The sequence below is a fragment of the Arthrobacter cheniae genome (genome assembly GCF_003602275.1).
Classification (GTDB): domain Bacteria; phylum Actinomycetota; class Actinomycetes; order Actinomycetales; family Micrococcaceae; genus Arthrobacter_D; species Arthrobacter_D cheniae.
The window spans coordinates 214,985-228,531 of record NZ_QZVT01000005.1; the positions used below are offsets into that span (position 1 = coordinate 214,985).

Annotated in this window: 16 protein-coding genes and 1 tRNA gene; 4 read left to right on the plus strand and 13 right to left on the minus strand. The window is 65.2% G+C overall.

The window, feature by feature from the left end; all coding sequences use genetic code 11:
* Window positions 1-78: 78 nt before the first annotated feature.
* From D6T63_RS11315 to D6T63_RS11325, 3 genes are all read left to right on the plus strand, one after another.
* On the plus strand, window positions 79-660 hold the full coding sequence (locus D6T63_RS11315; RefSeq protein ID WP_120149144.1) for a GNAT family N-acetyltransferase: 582 nt from the start codon (window positions 79-81) through the stop codon (window positions 658-660).
* Between the two features lie 487 nt (window positions 661-1,147).
* Window positions 1,148-1,462 carry an arsenic metallochaperone ArsD family protein gene (locus D6T63_RS11320; RefSeq protein ID WP_120149145.1) on the plus strand — a complete coding sequence of 105 codons (315 nt, stop codon included), beginning with the start codon at window positions 1,148-1,150 and terminating at the stop codon, window positions 1,460-1,462.
* 242 nt (window positions 1,463-1,704) lie between these two features.
* Entirely contained in the window at window positions 1,705-1,884 is a 180-nt protein-coding gene (locus D6T63_RS11325) for a hypothetical protein (RefSeq protein ID WP_120149146.1), read from the plus strand.
* 301 nt (window positions 1,885-2,185) lie between these two features.
* Here D6T63_RS11325 and D6T63_RS11330 read toward each other — a convergent pair whose 3' ends face one another.
* From D6T63_RS11330 to D6T63_RS11350, 4 genes are all read right to left on the minus strand, one after another.
* Window positions 2,186-2,743, minus strand: a complete 558-nt coding sequence (locus tag D6T63_RS11330; protein WP_220725927.1) for a PadR family transcriptional regulator — start codon at window positions 2,741-2,743, stop codon at window positions 2,186-2,188.
* 166 nt (window positions 2,744-2,909) lie between these two features.
* A complete protein-coding gene (locus D6T63_RS11335; protein ID WP_120149147.1) occupies window positions 2,910-3,359 on the minus strand; it encodes a hypothetical protein in 450 nt (149 codons plus the stop codon).
* A gap of 797 nt (window positions 3,360-4,156) precedes the next feature.
* Window positions 4,157-4,747 carry a hypothetical protein gene (locus D6T63_RS18945; RefSeq protein ID WP_147394358.1) on the minus strand — a complete coding sequence of 197 codons (591 nt, stop codon included), beginning with the start codon at window positions 4,745-4,747 and terminating at the stop codon, window positions 4,157-4,159.
* A 128-nt stretch (window positions 4,748-4,875) separates the two neighbouring features.
* A complete protein-coding gene (locus tag D6T63_RS11350; RefSeq protein WP_120149150.1) occupies window positions 4,876-5,154 on the minus strand; it encodes a helix-turn-helix domain-containing protein in 279 nt (92 codons plus the stop codon).
* An 83-nt stretch (window positions 5,155-5,237) separates the two neighbouring features.
* Between D6T63_RS11350 and D6T63_RS19240 the strand changes: the two genes are divergently transcribed.
* Window positions 5,238-5,411: a hypothetical protein gene (locus D6T63_RS19240; RefSeq protein ID WP_182976967.1), complete on the plus strand. Its 174-nt coding sequence runs from the start codon at window positions 5,238-5,240 to the stop codon at window positions 5,409-5,411.
* Window positions 5,412-5,826: 415 nt separating this feature from the next.
* Here D6T63_RS19240 and D6T63_RS11355 read toward each other — a convergent pair.
* From D6T63_RS11355 to obgE, 9 genes are all read right to left on the minus strand, one after another.
* Window positions 5,827-5,899: transfer RNA gene (locus D6T63_RS11355), tRNA-Ala, on the minus strand.
* An 86-nt stretch (window positions 5,900-5,985) separates the two neighbouring features.
* On the minus strand, window positions 5,986-6,666 hold the full coding sequence (locus D6T63_RS11360; RefSeq protein ID WP_220725928.1) for a histidine phosphatase family protein: 681 nt from the start codon (window positions 6,664-6,666) through the stop codon (window positions 5,986-5,988).
* On the minus strand, window positions 6,663-7,073 hold the full coding sequence (gene rsfS, locus D6T63_RS11365) for a ribosome silencing factor (protein ID WP_120149151.1): 411 nt from the start codon (window positions 7,071-7,073) through the stop codon (window positions 6,663-6,665). The genes D6T63_RS11360 and rsfS overlap by 4 nt, the downstream gene beginning before the upstream one ends.
* A gap of 27 nt (window positions 7,074-7,100) precedes the next feature.
* The gene (locus D6T63_RS11370) at window positions 7,101-8,243 is read right to left on the minus strand and encodes a hypothetical protein (RefSeq protein ID WP_120149152.1); all 1,143 of its coding nucleotides are present in this window, start codon (window positions 8,241-8,243) and stop codon (window positions 7,101-7,103) included.
* 7 nt (window positions 8,244-8,250) lie between these two features.
* Window positions 8,251-8,913: a nicotinate-nucleotide adenylyltransferase gene (gene nadD / locus D6T63_RS11375; RefSeq protein ID WP_120149285.1), complete on the minus strand. Its 663-nt coding sequence runs from the start codon at window positions 8,911-8,913 to the stop codon at window positions 8,251-8,253.
* Window positions 8,914-9,006: 93 nt separating this feature from the next.
* The gene (locus D6T63_RS11380) at window positions 9,007-9,243 is read right to left on the minus strand and encodes a hypothetical protein (RefSeq protein WP_120149153.1); all 237 of its coding nucleotides are present in this window, start codon (window positions 9,241-9,243) and stop codon (window positions 9,007-9,009) included.
* A gap of 109 nt (window positions 9,244-9,352) precedes the next feature.
* Complete coding sequence (locus tag D6T63_RS11385) at window positions 9,353-10,681, minus strand: glutamate-5-semialdehyde dehydrogenase (RefSeq protein ID WP_120149154.1); 1,329 nt, start codon at window positions 10,679-10,681, stop codon at window positions 9,353-9,355.
* 71 nt (window positions 10,682-10,752) lie between these two features.
* On the minus strand, window positions 10,753-11,883 hold the full coding sequence (gene proB, locus D6T63_RS11390; RefSeq protein ID WP_120149155.1) for a glutamate 5-kinase: 1,131 nt from the start codon (window positions 11,881-11,883) through the stop codon (window positions 10,753-10,755).
* Window positions 11,880-13,475 carry a GTPase ObgE gene (obgE, locus tag D6T63_RS11395; RefSeq protein WP_120149156.1) on the minus strand — a complete coding sequence of 532 codons (1,596 nt, stop codon included), beginning with the start codon at window positions 13,473-13,475 and terminating at the stop codon, window positions 11,880-11,882. The genes proB and obgE overlap by 4 nt, the downstream gene beginning before the upstream one ends.
* Window positions 13,476-13,547: the final 72 nt, after the last annotated feature.

Genomic DNA, 13,547 nt, shown 5'->3' on the forward strand with positions numbered 1-13,547 from the left:
GCTCCAGCCTCGAATGGGCAGATGTCCTCCACGAACGCAGCACCCCCATCTGCGAACCGACATCTGTAGTCTGGCGCCATGGTGATCGAGGTTCGGCCAGCAACGGTGTTTGAGGACATGAGGACGATGGTCGGCCCAAAGAGGCCCGATGCGAACGTGTGCTGGTGCCTGAGCTACCGCGTCCCGTCGAAGCTGAACCTTGCACTACGTGGTCCTGAGCGCGGAGCTCTCGTCAAAGGATTGATAGCACAGAACCCTCCACCAGGAGTGCTCGCATACGACGGTGACGAAGTAGTGGGATGGGCAGCCGTACACCCACGTGCCGACACGAGCTTCGCCCGGAATCGGAAGATCCCTCATGTGGACGACAGTGATGTGTGGTCGATCTGGTGCATCAGGGTCCGCCCTGGACACCGTGGCCGAGGTATCTCGCATCACCTGCTGAAGGGGGCCGTACAGTTCGCTCTCGATCGGGGAGCTCCAGCGATCGAGGGATACCCGGTCGATAACCAAGGCCAAAAAGTTGACCTCACCATGGCCTATGTGGGTACACGTGCGCTGTTCGAACGAGCCGGTTTCGCCAAGGCCGCTGTGACGGACTCGGTCATAAACGGATTCCCGCGAGTACTCATGCGATACGAGCCGGGCCAATGCTCGTGAACCGCTGACTGCTATCGCTGACACAGTTTGCCATGACCGTGATCATCTGGATCAACGGCACCCACGGTGTGGGCAAGTCAACGACGAATCTTCTCGTTCAGGAGCTAGTTCCTGACGCGCAGGTATCCCGAATCACAGCCAACACGACCGCAGGCACAGATTTCTGTTCCTGACCACAGTGCCGCTGTCCTTCCTGCACCCTGGTCACCCCTCCAGACTGTCCATCCCGAGCACTCATTCCGAGTCCTCGGTGAAGCAGATCGAATCAGGCAGCGAGGGCCAGTGTCAGGCCAGGGCAATTAGTGAGGAACTGAAGAAAGGCAATATTGACGAGGCAACTACAGCACCCCTTCGATATATAAACAAACATAGTCATATGACCTGAAGGCAGAGCTTATAGTGGTCACGGCGTCGTGGACGATAGCATTGATGAGTGAGACCGCGTGGTTCGGCATCGAATCACCTTCGAAAGTCAAGGGAGACTGACATGCCTGCTATCCGAATCTATGAAGACCACGCCGACACCGGTGCCGGCGGGCCCGACACGGACCAGACCCTGATGGACTTGGCGGACAATGTGCGCCATCTCCAAAGCCTCGGCGCGGACATTGTTCGTTACGACCTGGCCAGCGAGCCGGCCGCCTTCACCCAGGGCGAGATTGTCCGCATGTTCATGCAACACATCGGATCCAAAGGCCTTCCACTGACGACCGTGGACGGTATTACGGTCGGCACCGGCACCTACCCCAACAGGCAACAGTTGCTGACTTTCGCTGGACTCGACAAAGCTACACAGGAGTAGCAGTAGCGCCCATCGGGACCAACATTCCCGTTCAATACTCGGTTGTCCAGGAAGTTCCAAGCCATCCTCGACCAGGCCGTTGAATTCGAGGGCGTCACCGTTCGAGACGCGGTTGGAAAGGCAATCCGTAGCCGTTGGGGTACCAACAGCTAGAGGACTGATGAGACAAGAGGCAGCCAAGACCGCTTACGGCTGAAGCCGGCGCATTGCGGGCGGAGCGAGCGCTTGACACGGGAAGCGCGATGACCCCTAAACCCCCGACCACCCCGGACGAGACCCGTCCGCCCGTTGTCCGGATCACACCAGTCCCCGCCGGCAAGGACTACGCAACACCGCTCGGAGTCATGACCGTCGCAGCCCACGACGTCGTCCTCCTGGACCTTCTCGACAGGGACGGGAACCCCAAAGCGTGCCTCATTTAGCCCCCGGACGCCGCGATCGGCCTCGCCCTGTCCATCCAGGATGCCGCGACAACCCTTATCAAGCAGGAAATCGACGACGACGGCAAGAAACTGTCCCTGCCCACGGGCATCAAACGCCTCAACAAAGCCTTCGACGCATGAAAGCCGACCCCACCTAGAAGAGCTGCGCCCACCGCTGCCTGTTCCGTATGCGCCGGGTGCCGTCTCAGGAGCCGGCCCGACGTTATCCGCCGCGACCGAACCAATGCACGGCGGGCCCTCAGACTTCCTTCATCTCTCCGGGCATGAGCTGACACTGCAGTCAACGTCGCGGCGTCTCGAGGTCGGAAAGCTGAGCGAGTGCTTCATTCGCCCAGGCGATCGTGGCGCGGGCAGAGTGCTCCCCCGCAGTTATGGTGAGGAGGATGTACGGAGCGGCCTGGACAAGATCCGGATCATGAAGGACCTCTGAGCGTGCCGCCTCCATGTGCGTCAGGGTGCTTTCGGCCTGCTCACGGGCGTCGAGCACGAGTTGCTTGCACGCTTCGGGCCCCAGTTGAGCGCCGAAGAACAGGCGAAGCATCAGTCCGTTTCGCGGTTTCGACGGTTGGGGTGCTTCAGCGAGCAATCCCCGGAGGTGAGCAATTCCAGCGTCGGTAAGGCTGAACGTGCTGGAGCGCGAGCCTTCGACCTGCCGTCGCTCAACCAGCCTGTTTCGTTCGAGCTCGGCCAGTGCCGGGTAAATCTGGCCGAAGCTCTCGCTCCAGAAGTGACCCAGGGTATCCCTGATTTCCTCCCGCAACGCGTATCCGGTCATCGGCATGATGCTGAGGGCGCCAAGTATGGCGGTCTGTGACTGATCCGAACGCGGCACTGTCATCCCCTTCCTATAACGTCGGGCTTTCCTGGAACGGGCGGCGGGGTGTGGCGCGGTTCAAACGGCGTGAGGCGTGCCGACTCCCCTAGGGCGGCAGTGCCCACGAGTGGCGTTGTGGGTGCGGGGTGGACGGCGCGATCGTGGTGGCAGAAAGGTGTGATCACGAGTGTCAGACAGCGCGGGTTGGATAACTGACGTGCGATCGCGGCCCGTCGGAGAGCGAGTCGTGACGAGCTGCTCGCCATAGGGCGATGACAAGAGCAACTGTCACCGGCACCCAGAGCATTCGCTCCACGAAGGAGGTGGAAGCGAGATTCATCAGGGCCCCGATCACCATCAAGGCGGTTGCACCGTATAACAGGCGCCGACGAAACGTAGTTCCCGCCCAACTCGTCCCAACGGCAGCGGCGAGCAGGAGATAGATCACCCCCTGGACGGCGGTGCTTACCCGGAGCTCGTTCGGAAGCACCCCGGGATGGGATCCGCCAAGGGCGGCCGCGCCCCACGGTGCGCCGGCGGCCAGCGTCATTTGGAACGCCGCCACCACGAGAAGGAGGACAGCGGCTATTTTTCCGGCCGTACTTGCCGGCGGGTGATTCACGGACGTTGTTCGGGTCATCAGGGTTCCTCGGCTAGGTAGCGTGCAGACGCGAGTGCGTTGCAATCCTCTGTATCTGACAGATATAGTAACGCTCTGAGCGTGCACATATCTACTAGCAATAACATTGGCTACCCGTGTGCGTGGTGTCGCCAGAGAGTGCAATGTTGAGCCTCCAGGTGCGGCACGTCGTACGCAACGGTCCGACGATTGCACCGAGGATCTCGACCACGCCGGCTGCAAGGGTTCCCCTGACCTCTTCCAGCGAATCGAGGTCGTTGTGCATCGGAGGAGGAGGCTGCCCATGTGGGTCGTGATGGGACATGATCGGGGCTTGTTTCTAAGGTGAGCGGCACACGCCAAGCACTGGACAGACGAGTTGTTGGCCAGCGCCCTGTGCCTGATGCACCTTCGTCGTTTCTCCACCGTCCACCGCGACGGCCTCTTGTCCCGGAGATCGCATCCCCTCATCGAGACACACAGCAGGCGCAGATCGTGCCAGCGGGAGGTTACATCTCGTCAGTCCGGGTCTCGACGACCGCGGCGAGGTTCCCGGTACCGGTCGACCCGGCGGGTGCCCTGCAGGTAGGTCTGGTCCGGGCGCGCCAGGGCGTCGGTCAAACTCGGTGTGGCGGATGTTGCGCTCGATCATCTTCCTGATGGCACGGTCGGTCAAATGCACCACTCCGTCGACCTGGCTCTCGTGGACGGCACTCATCACTGCTCCCTGCGGGTCGCAGCCGGGTTTCCCCGCTCGTACGGGATCTATGTACGGCCGAGCACCAAGGGGCCGATGAGGTGGAGTTTGCTTCCCGGGGCTACGCTGCGACGACCTCGATCGTGGCCCAGCGCCGGGTCTCGGATACGGCCGGACCGGGCTCCAGGCCGTCGGGCGTGGAGGTGACGACGGCGTAGGTTCGGGGCTCGAGATCGGGGTCAAGCGTGACGGTGAACGAGTAGTTGCCCACCGCGTCAGCCAGGGCCGACTGGTCCTGGAAGACGAAGGCGTCGGACTGCGCGATGCCGAGGGCGATGCTGATCCTCTGCCCTGGCGCGTACCCGCTGCCGGTGATCGTGAAGGAGGAGCCCTGTGCGACGGTGGCAGTCGCCACGCCCCACTCGACCTCCGGCGTGACAATGATGCCCACCGGTGCTGCGGGCTTGCTGCTGGCCACCGGCGTCGGCTCGGGTGTGGCCGATGCCGACGGAATGGCCGCCTCGGTCGAGGGCGCTGCTGAAGCGCTGGCAGAAGGGGTAGCAGAGGCTGTCACGGATGGACTGGGCGGGGATGACGCGGCGCTGGTGGCTGGCTGAGGGTCGGCCTGCGGTCTGCCACTGGGCGTGACCGTGCAGCCCGTGAGGAGGGCGGCGATGGAAGCGAGAGCGAGGAGGGAGGTCAGCTTGGGCACGGGCGCATTCTCCTGAGGAAGAAGTAAGGTTGACGGCGAGGAATCGCCCGGCAAAAAACCCTGCACTGCTTCATCCCCCGAACCGGACACTACCGCCGAACACGGCTCACGACTACTGGGTGACGCGGCTACTTTTCCTGGTGCCGGGGCGCGCGGCTGGTGGCGTTCTCACGGGCGCGTACGAGGACGTCGGCCGGGTCGATTTTGAGGAGCGCACAGACCTCGTCCAGTTGTGCCAGGTCGAAGACGTTGTAGCCCTTGAGCAGGCGACTCATCATGGGCTGGGACATCGACGTGTCGCGAACCCGGTCGGCCTGAGTGATTTGGAGGACGTTCATCTGGGCGCGGATGACGGCAGCGGCTGCGCGCGTCATCGGCGTCGGGTCGGAGTTCTCGCCTCGTGCCATCGGATCAGGCTATCGCGGCGCAACTGTGACCGAGTCGATGTGTCGTCAGCCGCCTCGTGACCGTCCAGTCGGGCACTTGGAGCATGGCGCTCCTGGGGATCGAACCGGCAGGACCGACGCAGTGGTTGAAGGACAACAGAGGGGCCCTGCCGTCGATTCTGGCGCTGGGCGCAGTGGCTGTGTTCTGGGTCGTTGGAGCGATCGGCGGAATCGGGTACCTGTCCGAGGCCAGCTCCCCCATGGCGATGCTGACCTAGCTCTACGTCGGGCTCGCCTCGGTCGCAGCGTCGATCATCGTCGCCACCCTGGCGCTCAACCATCTCGTGAGCCGGTACTCCCGGCCGCGGACTCGCCGCTGACTCCCAGCGGGACGACAGCGTGTGGTCGTCAGTCTTCGTGGTGGCCGTGCCCGGCACGAAGTGCTGGCCGGTAAGGACGAGGTCTGTGCCAGTGGCATCGAGGATGTAGCGGGAGACCGCCGCGTGGAGCGCCCGGAAGATTTCGCGGCTGCGGATATCCGTGATGACGGCGTCGAAGGCATCACTGATCTGCCTCGATGCGATGTGTCTCACACCTTGAGCTCAGAACGATGGGAGAACGGTGCACGGACCCATTCTGGGCAACAAAAAACCGCCGGACCAGGACTTTGCCCTGGATTCCAGCGGTTCGTTGTGGAGCTAAGGGGATTCGAACCCCTGACCCCCTGCATGCCATGCAGGTGCGCTACCAGCTGCGCCATAGCCCCGTACTTTCACGCCTCGAGGGGCTTGCACCCGGCCGAAGCAACTTGATTAGTGTAGTAAATTCTGGCGGCTTCGCCAAATCGCAGGGTCAGCCTTCCAGGGGCTCAGCGGGCAGCGAACCCAGTCCCACGTTGTGCTCGGTCAGCTGCCAGGAGAAGAGTGCGTCGCTCCGTCCGACAACCTCGTGGACCTCGGACCAGTGGCAGTTCGACAGTCCGGCCAGGGCGCCCCAACGCGCCGGTGGCAGTCCCATCAGCGCGGCCAGGGCGGCCCTGATCGATCCGCCGTGGCTGACGACGACCAGGGTCTCGGCCGGAGCGATCCGTGCGACGGCGTCGGTCACCGCTGCCAACATGCGCTCCCCTACCTCGAGCCGGTTCTCCGCACCTCCGGCGCGCACGTCCGGGTCCCCACCGCGCCACGCGGCGTTGTCGTCAGGGAACTGCTCGTCGATCGCGGCGAACGACAGCCCCTGCCACTGCCCGGCATCCGTCTCGCGCAGGCGCTTGTCGTAGGACACCGGCAAACCGGTACGTTCCGCGAGGGCTGTAGCGGTATCTGCTGCGCGCCGCAGATCGGAGGAGATGATCGACGACGGACCGCGCGCCATGAGGATTTCGGCCGCCCGCGCGGCCTGGTCACGACCGGTGTCATCGAGGTCGATGTCCTCCTGGCCCTGGAACAGTCCCGCATGATTCCACTCGGTGCGTCCATGCCGCCAGAAGATGATCCGGCGGGCCGCCGGATCAGCGTGCGCGTATCGCGTCACCCCGGAACGACGTCTGACGCCGCGACCTGCGGGGAGCTCTGCAGTGCGCCTTCGAGCTGGAGGTCGACGGAAGGGCAGTCCTTCCACAGTCGGTCGAGGGCGTAGAACACGCGGTCCTCCTCGTGCTGCACGTGGACGACGACCTCGACGTAGTCGAGGAGCACCCAACGACCCTCGCTCCGGCCCTCACGACGTACGGGCTTCAGCCCCTGCTTGGACAATTCCTCCTCGATGCCGTCGACGATGGCGTTGACCTGGCGCTCGCTGGGAGCCGACGCGATCACGAAGATATCCGTGATGGCCAGTCTTTCACTGACGTCGATGGCGACGATGTCCTGGGCGATCTTGTCCACTGCGGCGTGCGCCGCGGTGCGGGCAATGCCAATGGACTGTTCGGTAGCGCTCACTGATCTCCTTGTGTGTGGTCAGCATTTTCACCCATTGAGGGAGCTGACAGTCATTATTATCCCAGTTAGGAGCGCGGCTGCGCCCACACCGACCAACGAGTACTGGATATAGCGCAGTCGGCGCATTCTTCCGAGCCCAGCCGTCATCGCATCGAGCGGCTCGAGGCCGAACGCGCTGCTCGCCCCGATGGGCGCTGCCTCCGCAGACGGCTGCGCCTGGACGAGCAGGTCGGAACCGTTGCCGCCCTGGTCCGAGGGCGTTTTCGTCTCCGCCACCACCTGCCTGGGTCTCGGGATCACCACAGGGATGTGCGAGGTGGTCGGTGCCCGCAGGACGGCCTGCGCGCCGCCCGGCACCCGGATGAACTCCGGCGGAGCGATGATCGACAGGTTGTGGGCCGCCGCCGGGTCATTCGACGCCGGTATGCGCTGCTGGTTCTGCTCCGACAGCTCCTGCATCCTGCGCGCGCGGGAGTTGAGGATGGCAGCGCGCTCGGCAAGCGCCTTCTGCTGCGCCAGCACGTCGGGGTCGACGACGAAGGGATCGTCGTTCCCCTCGCCCTGCATCCGCACGGCGAGCTTCCGAGCATCATCGACGAGTAATTGCCGGGCAGCGACTGCTTCCTCGATGCTCGTGACATCGACAGCACCGCGGAGATCACCGGCGTTGGGGTCCGCTCGGCCCGGCCCGCCCGACGACGAATCCACCACGGTCGGAGTAGGCGTAGTCCGGTGCCGCCGGTCCCTGCGACCTCCGGGAAGCGGATCACGTGATGAACCATCGACGGAGGCTTCGGACAGCGTCCCGGGAGCGATCGCGCGCCCCTGGACTTGCTGGAGCCTCAACTGGCGTCGCGTAGGCGTCTCGACACGGGCTCCGTCGTCGATCCGAACGGCCTGGCTCTCGGCGAGGGCGCGGTACGCCCTCAGCGCCTCGCGGTCGCGGGCCCGTGCCTGTGACTGGCGCTCGTGATCCGGCTCGGGCACGGCGTCGACAGGGGCCTCCGCTGCGCGCCTGCTCCGCCGGACTACCGGCCCTGTCGCCGGACCGTCCAATTCGCCGTCGACAGGTCCCGAACCGCCGTTACCGGCCGAGTCCGAGACCCCGGCGTCCGTTCGGTCCGCCTCGTGGGACCCGGAGACCCGTGTGGCGTCTGTCGTCTTGCTCATCGCTGATTCACCCAGTTGGTTGTTGTACGGAGCTGGGGTTACCCCCGTGCTTTCCTTTCGCTGGAAAGACTTCCTCGTTGTTCATCCCCAGGGACAGTTCGCCCTCGAGGTCGGTTCTTCGCCGGTAGAGCCGGTGCTTCGCGATGTACTGCACCACTCCGTCGGGCACGAGATACCAGACGGGTTTGTCTTCCCCGACCCGACGTCGGCAGTCCGTGCTCGAGATCGCCATGGCCGGCACCTCCAGCAGACTGACATCCCGTCCGCGGCCGTTGAGCTCGTGGCCCGGCCGTGTCACTCCGATGAAGTGGGCGAGGGACCACAGCTCCTCGGCGTTCTTCCATGTCAGGATCTGGGACATGGCGTCAGCACCGGTGATGAAAAAGAGCTGCGCTTCGGGCCGCTCCACCTTGAGGTCGCGCAGTGTGTCGATGGTGAAGGTGGGTCCCGGCCGATCGATGTCGACGCGGCTGACGGTGAAGCTGGGGTTCGACGCCGTCGCGATCACCGTCATGAGGTAGCGGTGCTCGGCGGCCGTGACGTCCTTGTCCGCCTTCTGCCACGGCTGCCCGGTCGGGACGAACACCACTTCGTCCAGGTCGAACACCGAGGCGACCTCGCTGGCCGCCACGAGGTGGCCATGATGGATGGGGTCGAAGGTGCCGCCCATGACTCCGAGGCGCCAGGGCGAACCGTCACGATGCCGTTGCCGCGGACCACCCATGACGTCCCGCTCGATGCTGTCCACTTTTGACCTGTACGGCTAGTGCCGGTTCGCTTCGCCGTGATCGTGGTTGTTGGCGTGCTGCTTGTGGGGGTCGAGGTGTTCCTCGACGGCCTCGTGGCGGTTGCGGACGTTCGAGAAGGAGACCGTGACGAGCATGAGGGTGAGGAGGATGCCCATGGCGATCAGCCCGTATGCGATGGCGGGCATCGGCAGTTCGGTGTGCTGTTCCAGGGCTTCGGTCGCCAGCAGTGCGCTGCCGAGGGAGTAGAGCATCGTGTGTCCTCAATCAGGTCGGATCCGGCCGGACCAGTCCGGCCGGCGTGGGCGTTACCCCAATGGTACGCGTACAGGGGCAGCGGGTTCCCCGGAGGGGCAGGAGCCGTCAGCGGCGGATCTGCCCGTCACCGTTCAGGATCCACTTCGTGGTGGTGAGTTCAGTAAGCCCCATGGGTCCGCGGGCGTGCATCTTCTGGGTGGAGATGCCGACTTCGGCTCCGAGGCCCAGCTCCCCGCCGTCGACGAAGCGGGTCGAGGCGTTCACGAGGACCGCGGCCGAGTCGACACCGGCAACGAAGGCTTCCGCGTTCCTGAGGTTGTTGGTGATGATTGCTTCGCTGTGGCCCGTACTCCAGCGCCGGATGTGTGCGAGCGCCTCGTCCACGGAATCCACCGTTGCCACCGCAAGGTCCAGCGCCATGTACTCCTCGCCCCAGTCGTCGTCGGTGGCCAGCTGCATGGAAGCACCCTTCGGCAGCAGCTGAGCGGTCCGCTTGTCGACGTGAAGGTGCACTCCAGCCTCGGAAAGGGCTCGCAACACCTCCGGTGCGGCTTTGGCTCCACTGTGGATGAGTAGGGTTTCCACCGTGTTGCAGACGCTCGGCCGCTGGGTCTTCGCATTGAGCAGGATGTCGACGGCCATGTCCTCGTCAGCCGATTCGTCGAGGAAGATGTGGACGTTCCCCTCCCCCGTCTCGATGACCGGTACTGTCGCGTGACTGACCACTGTCTGGATGAGGTCCCGCCCGCCGCGTGGAATCAGCACGTCAACCCGGCCCCGGGCTTTCATGAGAGCTGTGGCACCCCTTCTGCCGAACGGGTCGATGGTCTGCACCACGTCTGCCGGGAAGCCGTGCTCGATGAGGGTGTCACGGAGGATCCCGATCAGGGCGGCATTGGTGTGGTTTGCGGCATTGCCGCCCCGGAGGATCACGGCGTTGCCGCTCTTGACTGCGAGGCCGGCGATATCGATCGTCACGTTGGGACGCGCCTCGTAGATGGCTGCCACAACTCCCAGCGGTACCCGGATCTGACGCATGCGGATTCCGTTGGGAAGCGTCTGGGCACGCACCGCCGAGCCGACCGGATCAGGCAACGCCGCCAGCTCTTCGAGCGCCGTGGCCAGGCCCTGCATCCGCTCGGGAGTAAGCGTGAGGCGGTCCAGAATGTAGGCGGAGGTGTTGTTGGCGCGTCCTGCGGCTATATCACGGGCATTCGCCTCGAGGATGGCACCCTGCCGCTGGACCAGGGCGACGGCGACGGCCTGGAGCACGCGGTCCTTGCGGGAGCGGTTCGCCCCGCCGATCACCCGGGCGGCCGACCGGGATCGGTCGGTGATGTCGTGAATTGCAGCCGTGAGGTCACTGGCTCTGGCGGCTGCGGCTGCGGCTGCGGCATCGGTGTCCGGGGCATCCCCTGTCACTAAATCAGTCATCCTGCGAGTTTAGCGAGCTACCGCGACGCACCCCACTGTTGTCCGGCATGTGAGAGTGCAGCTGACGATTGCTAGAGGACCACCAGGTCATTGACGTGGACGATCGAGCGTTCGTATTCCGAGCCGAACTCCCGGGCGATGTCGCCGGTGGACCGCCCCAGCATGCGGGGAAGTTCGACCGAGCTGTAGTTCACGAGTCCGCGGGCCACCACGCGCCCGGTGCGGTCCACCATCTCCACGGGGTCACCCGCCTCGAACGTTCCGGAGATCCGATCGATCCCGGCCGGCAGGAGCGACCGGCCACCTTCACCCACGGCCCGGGCGGCGCCGTCGTCGAGGACGAGGCTCCCGTGAATCCGAGCTAGATGAGCGAGCCAGAGCAGCCGGATGGGTTGCCGCCTGCCCGTCGAGCTGAACCAGGTTCCGACATCGTCGCCCGCCAGGGCTGCTGCCGCGTTGGCCGTCGACGTGACGAGCGCCGGGATCCCCGAGCTCGCGGCGATGGTCGCGGCTTCGACCTTCGTGGCCATGCCGCCTGTGCCTACACCGGCCTTGCCCGGGCTGCCGATGGTGACGTCCTCGAGGTCCGCCGGCGATCTCACCTCGGGAATCCGTAGCGCACCATCCTTGGGCGGTCCGTCGTACAGTGCGTCGACGTCGGAGAGCAGGATCAGGGCGTCGGCCTTCACGAGGTGCGCGACGAGGGCGGCGAGGCGGTCGTTGTCGCCGAACCGGATCTCATGGCTTGCCACTGTGTCGTTCTCGTTGACGATGGGCACGACGCCGAAATTCAGGAGGCGCTCCATGGCACGGTGGGCGTTGGCATAGTGGGTGCGGCGGATGAGGTCTTCGACCGTCAGCAGCACCTGGCTCACCGTGACACCGTGGGCGCCGAAAGCCTCGGTGTAGCGAGCCATGAGGAGTCCCTGACCCACGCTCGCGGCCGCCTGCTGCGAGGAGAGCTGGGTCGGCCGCCGCAGCAGGCCGAGCGGCGCCAGTCCGGCTGCAATCGCGCCGGAGGAAACCAGGATGATCTCGGTTCCGGCGTTCCTCCGATGGGCGAGGACGGTCGACAGTCGTGTCAGTGCCTCCTCGGAGATACCGCCGGACACCGACGTCAGGGAGGACGATCCCACTTTGACGACTATGCGCCTGGCCGTTGCGAGGCCCGAGCGGTTCGTCAGGGTTTCAGCTGCAGTCATTGATTCCTTGACTCTTGATCTTCGGCGTCACCCGGCGAACCTGCCGACACGTGCTTCTTGCGGTCCTGCACCGACTCGGTCCAGACACCGGCCTTGCGGTCCGCTTCGAGGTCCGCCCGGGCAGCAGCCTTGGCGTCCTTGCGCTCCTGGTACTCCTCACGCTTCTGCTCGCGCGTCGGCCGGATGTACTCCGCGAGGCGCAGGTCGCTGCCGCGTGGACCTGCCAGCAGCTCGGCGCCGCCCATCATCGTGGGCTCCCAGTCGAAGACGACGCCGTCGCCCTCGCCGATCACCACGGTGTCGCCGGGTTTCGCGCCCGACTTGAACAGCTGCTCCTCGACACCGAGCTTGGCGAGGCGGTCGGCGAGGTAGCCCACGGCCTCGTCATTGGTGAAGTCGGTCTGCTTGACCCAGCGCTCGGGCTTCTCGCCGAGTACGCGGTAGAGCGGCAGTGCGTCCTTCTCCTCGTTGCGGATGCGGAAGGAGGCAGCGTTGACGCCGCGCGGACGCAGCACGGGGGGCGCCACCACGGGCGGTGCCGTCGCTACCGCCCTGCGGGCATCCTCGACGATCTCCGCCATGGCGAATCCGAGTTGACGGAGGCCCTCGTGGCTGGACGCCGACACCTCGAACACGCGGTAGCCGCGGGACTCGAGCTCGGGACGGACGAAGCCCGCCATGTCCTTGCCGTCGGGGACGTCCACCTTGTTCAGTGCGATCAGGCGGGGCCGCTCGTTGAGCGGAATGACGTCGCCGTCCGGTCCCGCGAAGCTCATGTCCACGGCATACTTCTCGAGCTCGCGCTCGATAATGGCCAGGTCGTTCAGCGGGTCGCGGTCCGCCTCCAGCGCTGCACAGTCGAGGACGTGCACGAGGGCCGCGCAGCGCTCGACGTGGCGCAGGAAGTGGTGCCCGAGACCCTTACCCTCGCTGGCGCCTTCGATGAGGCCCGGGACGTCGGCAATCGTGAAGCGGGTGGACCCGGCCTCGACGACGCCGAGGTTGGGCACGAGCGTGGTGAAGGGGTAGTCGGCGATCTTCGGCCGCGCCGCTGACATGGCAGCGATGAGGCTGGACTTGCCTGCAGACGGGAACCCGACGAGGGCGATGTCCGCGATGGACTTGAGTTCCAGGACGACGTCGCGCTCGTCCCCGGGAATGCCGAGGAGGGCGAAGCCGGGAGCCTTGCGCTTCGCGGAGGACAGCGCAGCATTGCCGAGCCCTCCCTGACCGCCGGCGGCGGCCACGAATTCGGTGCCCTCGCCAACGAGGTCGGCCAGGACCTCGCCGTCCTTGGTCTTGACGACGGTGCCGTCCGGGACGGACAGGATCAGGGTCTCGCCACTCTTGCCGCCGCGCCAGTCACCCATCCCGTTGCCGCCGTTCGTAGCATGCCGGTGGGGCGCGTGGTGGAAGTCGAGGAGCGTCGTGGTCTGGTGGTCGACGCGAAGGATGACATCGCCGCCGTCGCCGCCGTTACCGCCGTCGGGCCCGCCGAGGGGCTTGAACTTCTCGCGATGGACGGAGACGCAGCCGTGGCCACCAGTGCCTCCGGATACGTGCAGGACTACGCGGTCAACGAAGCTCGCCACGTTGGTCTCCTTCTACAAATGCTTCACTGTGCCGGGTCTGACCGGCTTAAAAGAAGGTGGGGCGAGCCGTAG

Bases quoted from the DNA above. Each gene is read 5' to 3' on its own strand.
- D6T63_RS11315 (WP_120149144.1), top strand. From the start codon at position 79: ATGGTGATCGAGGTTCGGCCAGCAACGGTGTTTGAGGACATGAGGACG.
- D6T63_RS11325 (WP_120149146.1), top strand. From the start codon at position 1,705: ATGACCCCTAAACCCCCGACCACCCCGGACGAGACCCGTCCGCCCGTT.
- D6T63_RS11320 (WP_120149145.1), top strand. From the start codon at position 1,148: ATGCCTGCTATCCGAATCTATGAAGACCACGCCGACACCGGTGCCGGC.
- D6T63_RS19240 (WP_182976967.1), top strand. From the start codon at position 5,238: ATGGCGCTCCTGGGGATCGAACCGGCAGGACCGACGCAGTGGTTGAAG.
- nadD (WP_120149285.1), bottom strand. From the start codon at position 8,913: ATGGGCGGCACCTTCGACCCCATCCATCATGGCCACCTCGTGGCGGCC.
- D6T63_RS11370 (WP_120149152.1), bottom strand. From the start codon at position 8,243: ATGAGCAAGACGACAGACGCCACACGGGTCTCCGGGTCCCACGAGGCG.
- D6T63_RS11380 (WP_120149153.1), bottom strand. From the start codon at position 9,243: ATGCTCTACTCCCTCGGCAGCGCACTGCTGGCGACCGAAGCCCTGGAA.
- D6T63_RS11335 (WP_120149147.1), bottom strand. From the start codon at position 3,359: ATGACCCGAACAACGTCCGTGAATCACCCGCCGGCAAGTACGGCCGGA.
- D6T63_RS11350 (WP_120149150.1), bottom strand. From the start codon at position 5,154: ATGGCACGAGGCGAGAACTCCGACCCGACGCCGATGACGCGCGCAGCC.
- proB (WP_120149155.1), bottom strand. From the start codon at position 11,883: ATGACTGCAGCTGAAACCCTGACGAACCGCTCGGGCCTCGCAACGGCC.
- D6T63_RS11385 (WP_120149154.1), bottom strand. From the start codon at position 10,681: ATGACTGATTTAGTGACAGGGGATGCCCCGGACACCGATGCCGCAGCC.
- D6T63_RS11330 (WP_220725927.1), bottom strand. From the start codon at position 2,743: ATGACAGTGCCGCGTTCGGATCAGTCACAGACCGCCATACTTGGCGCC.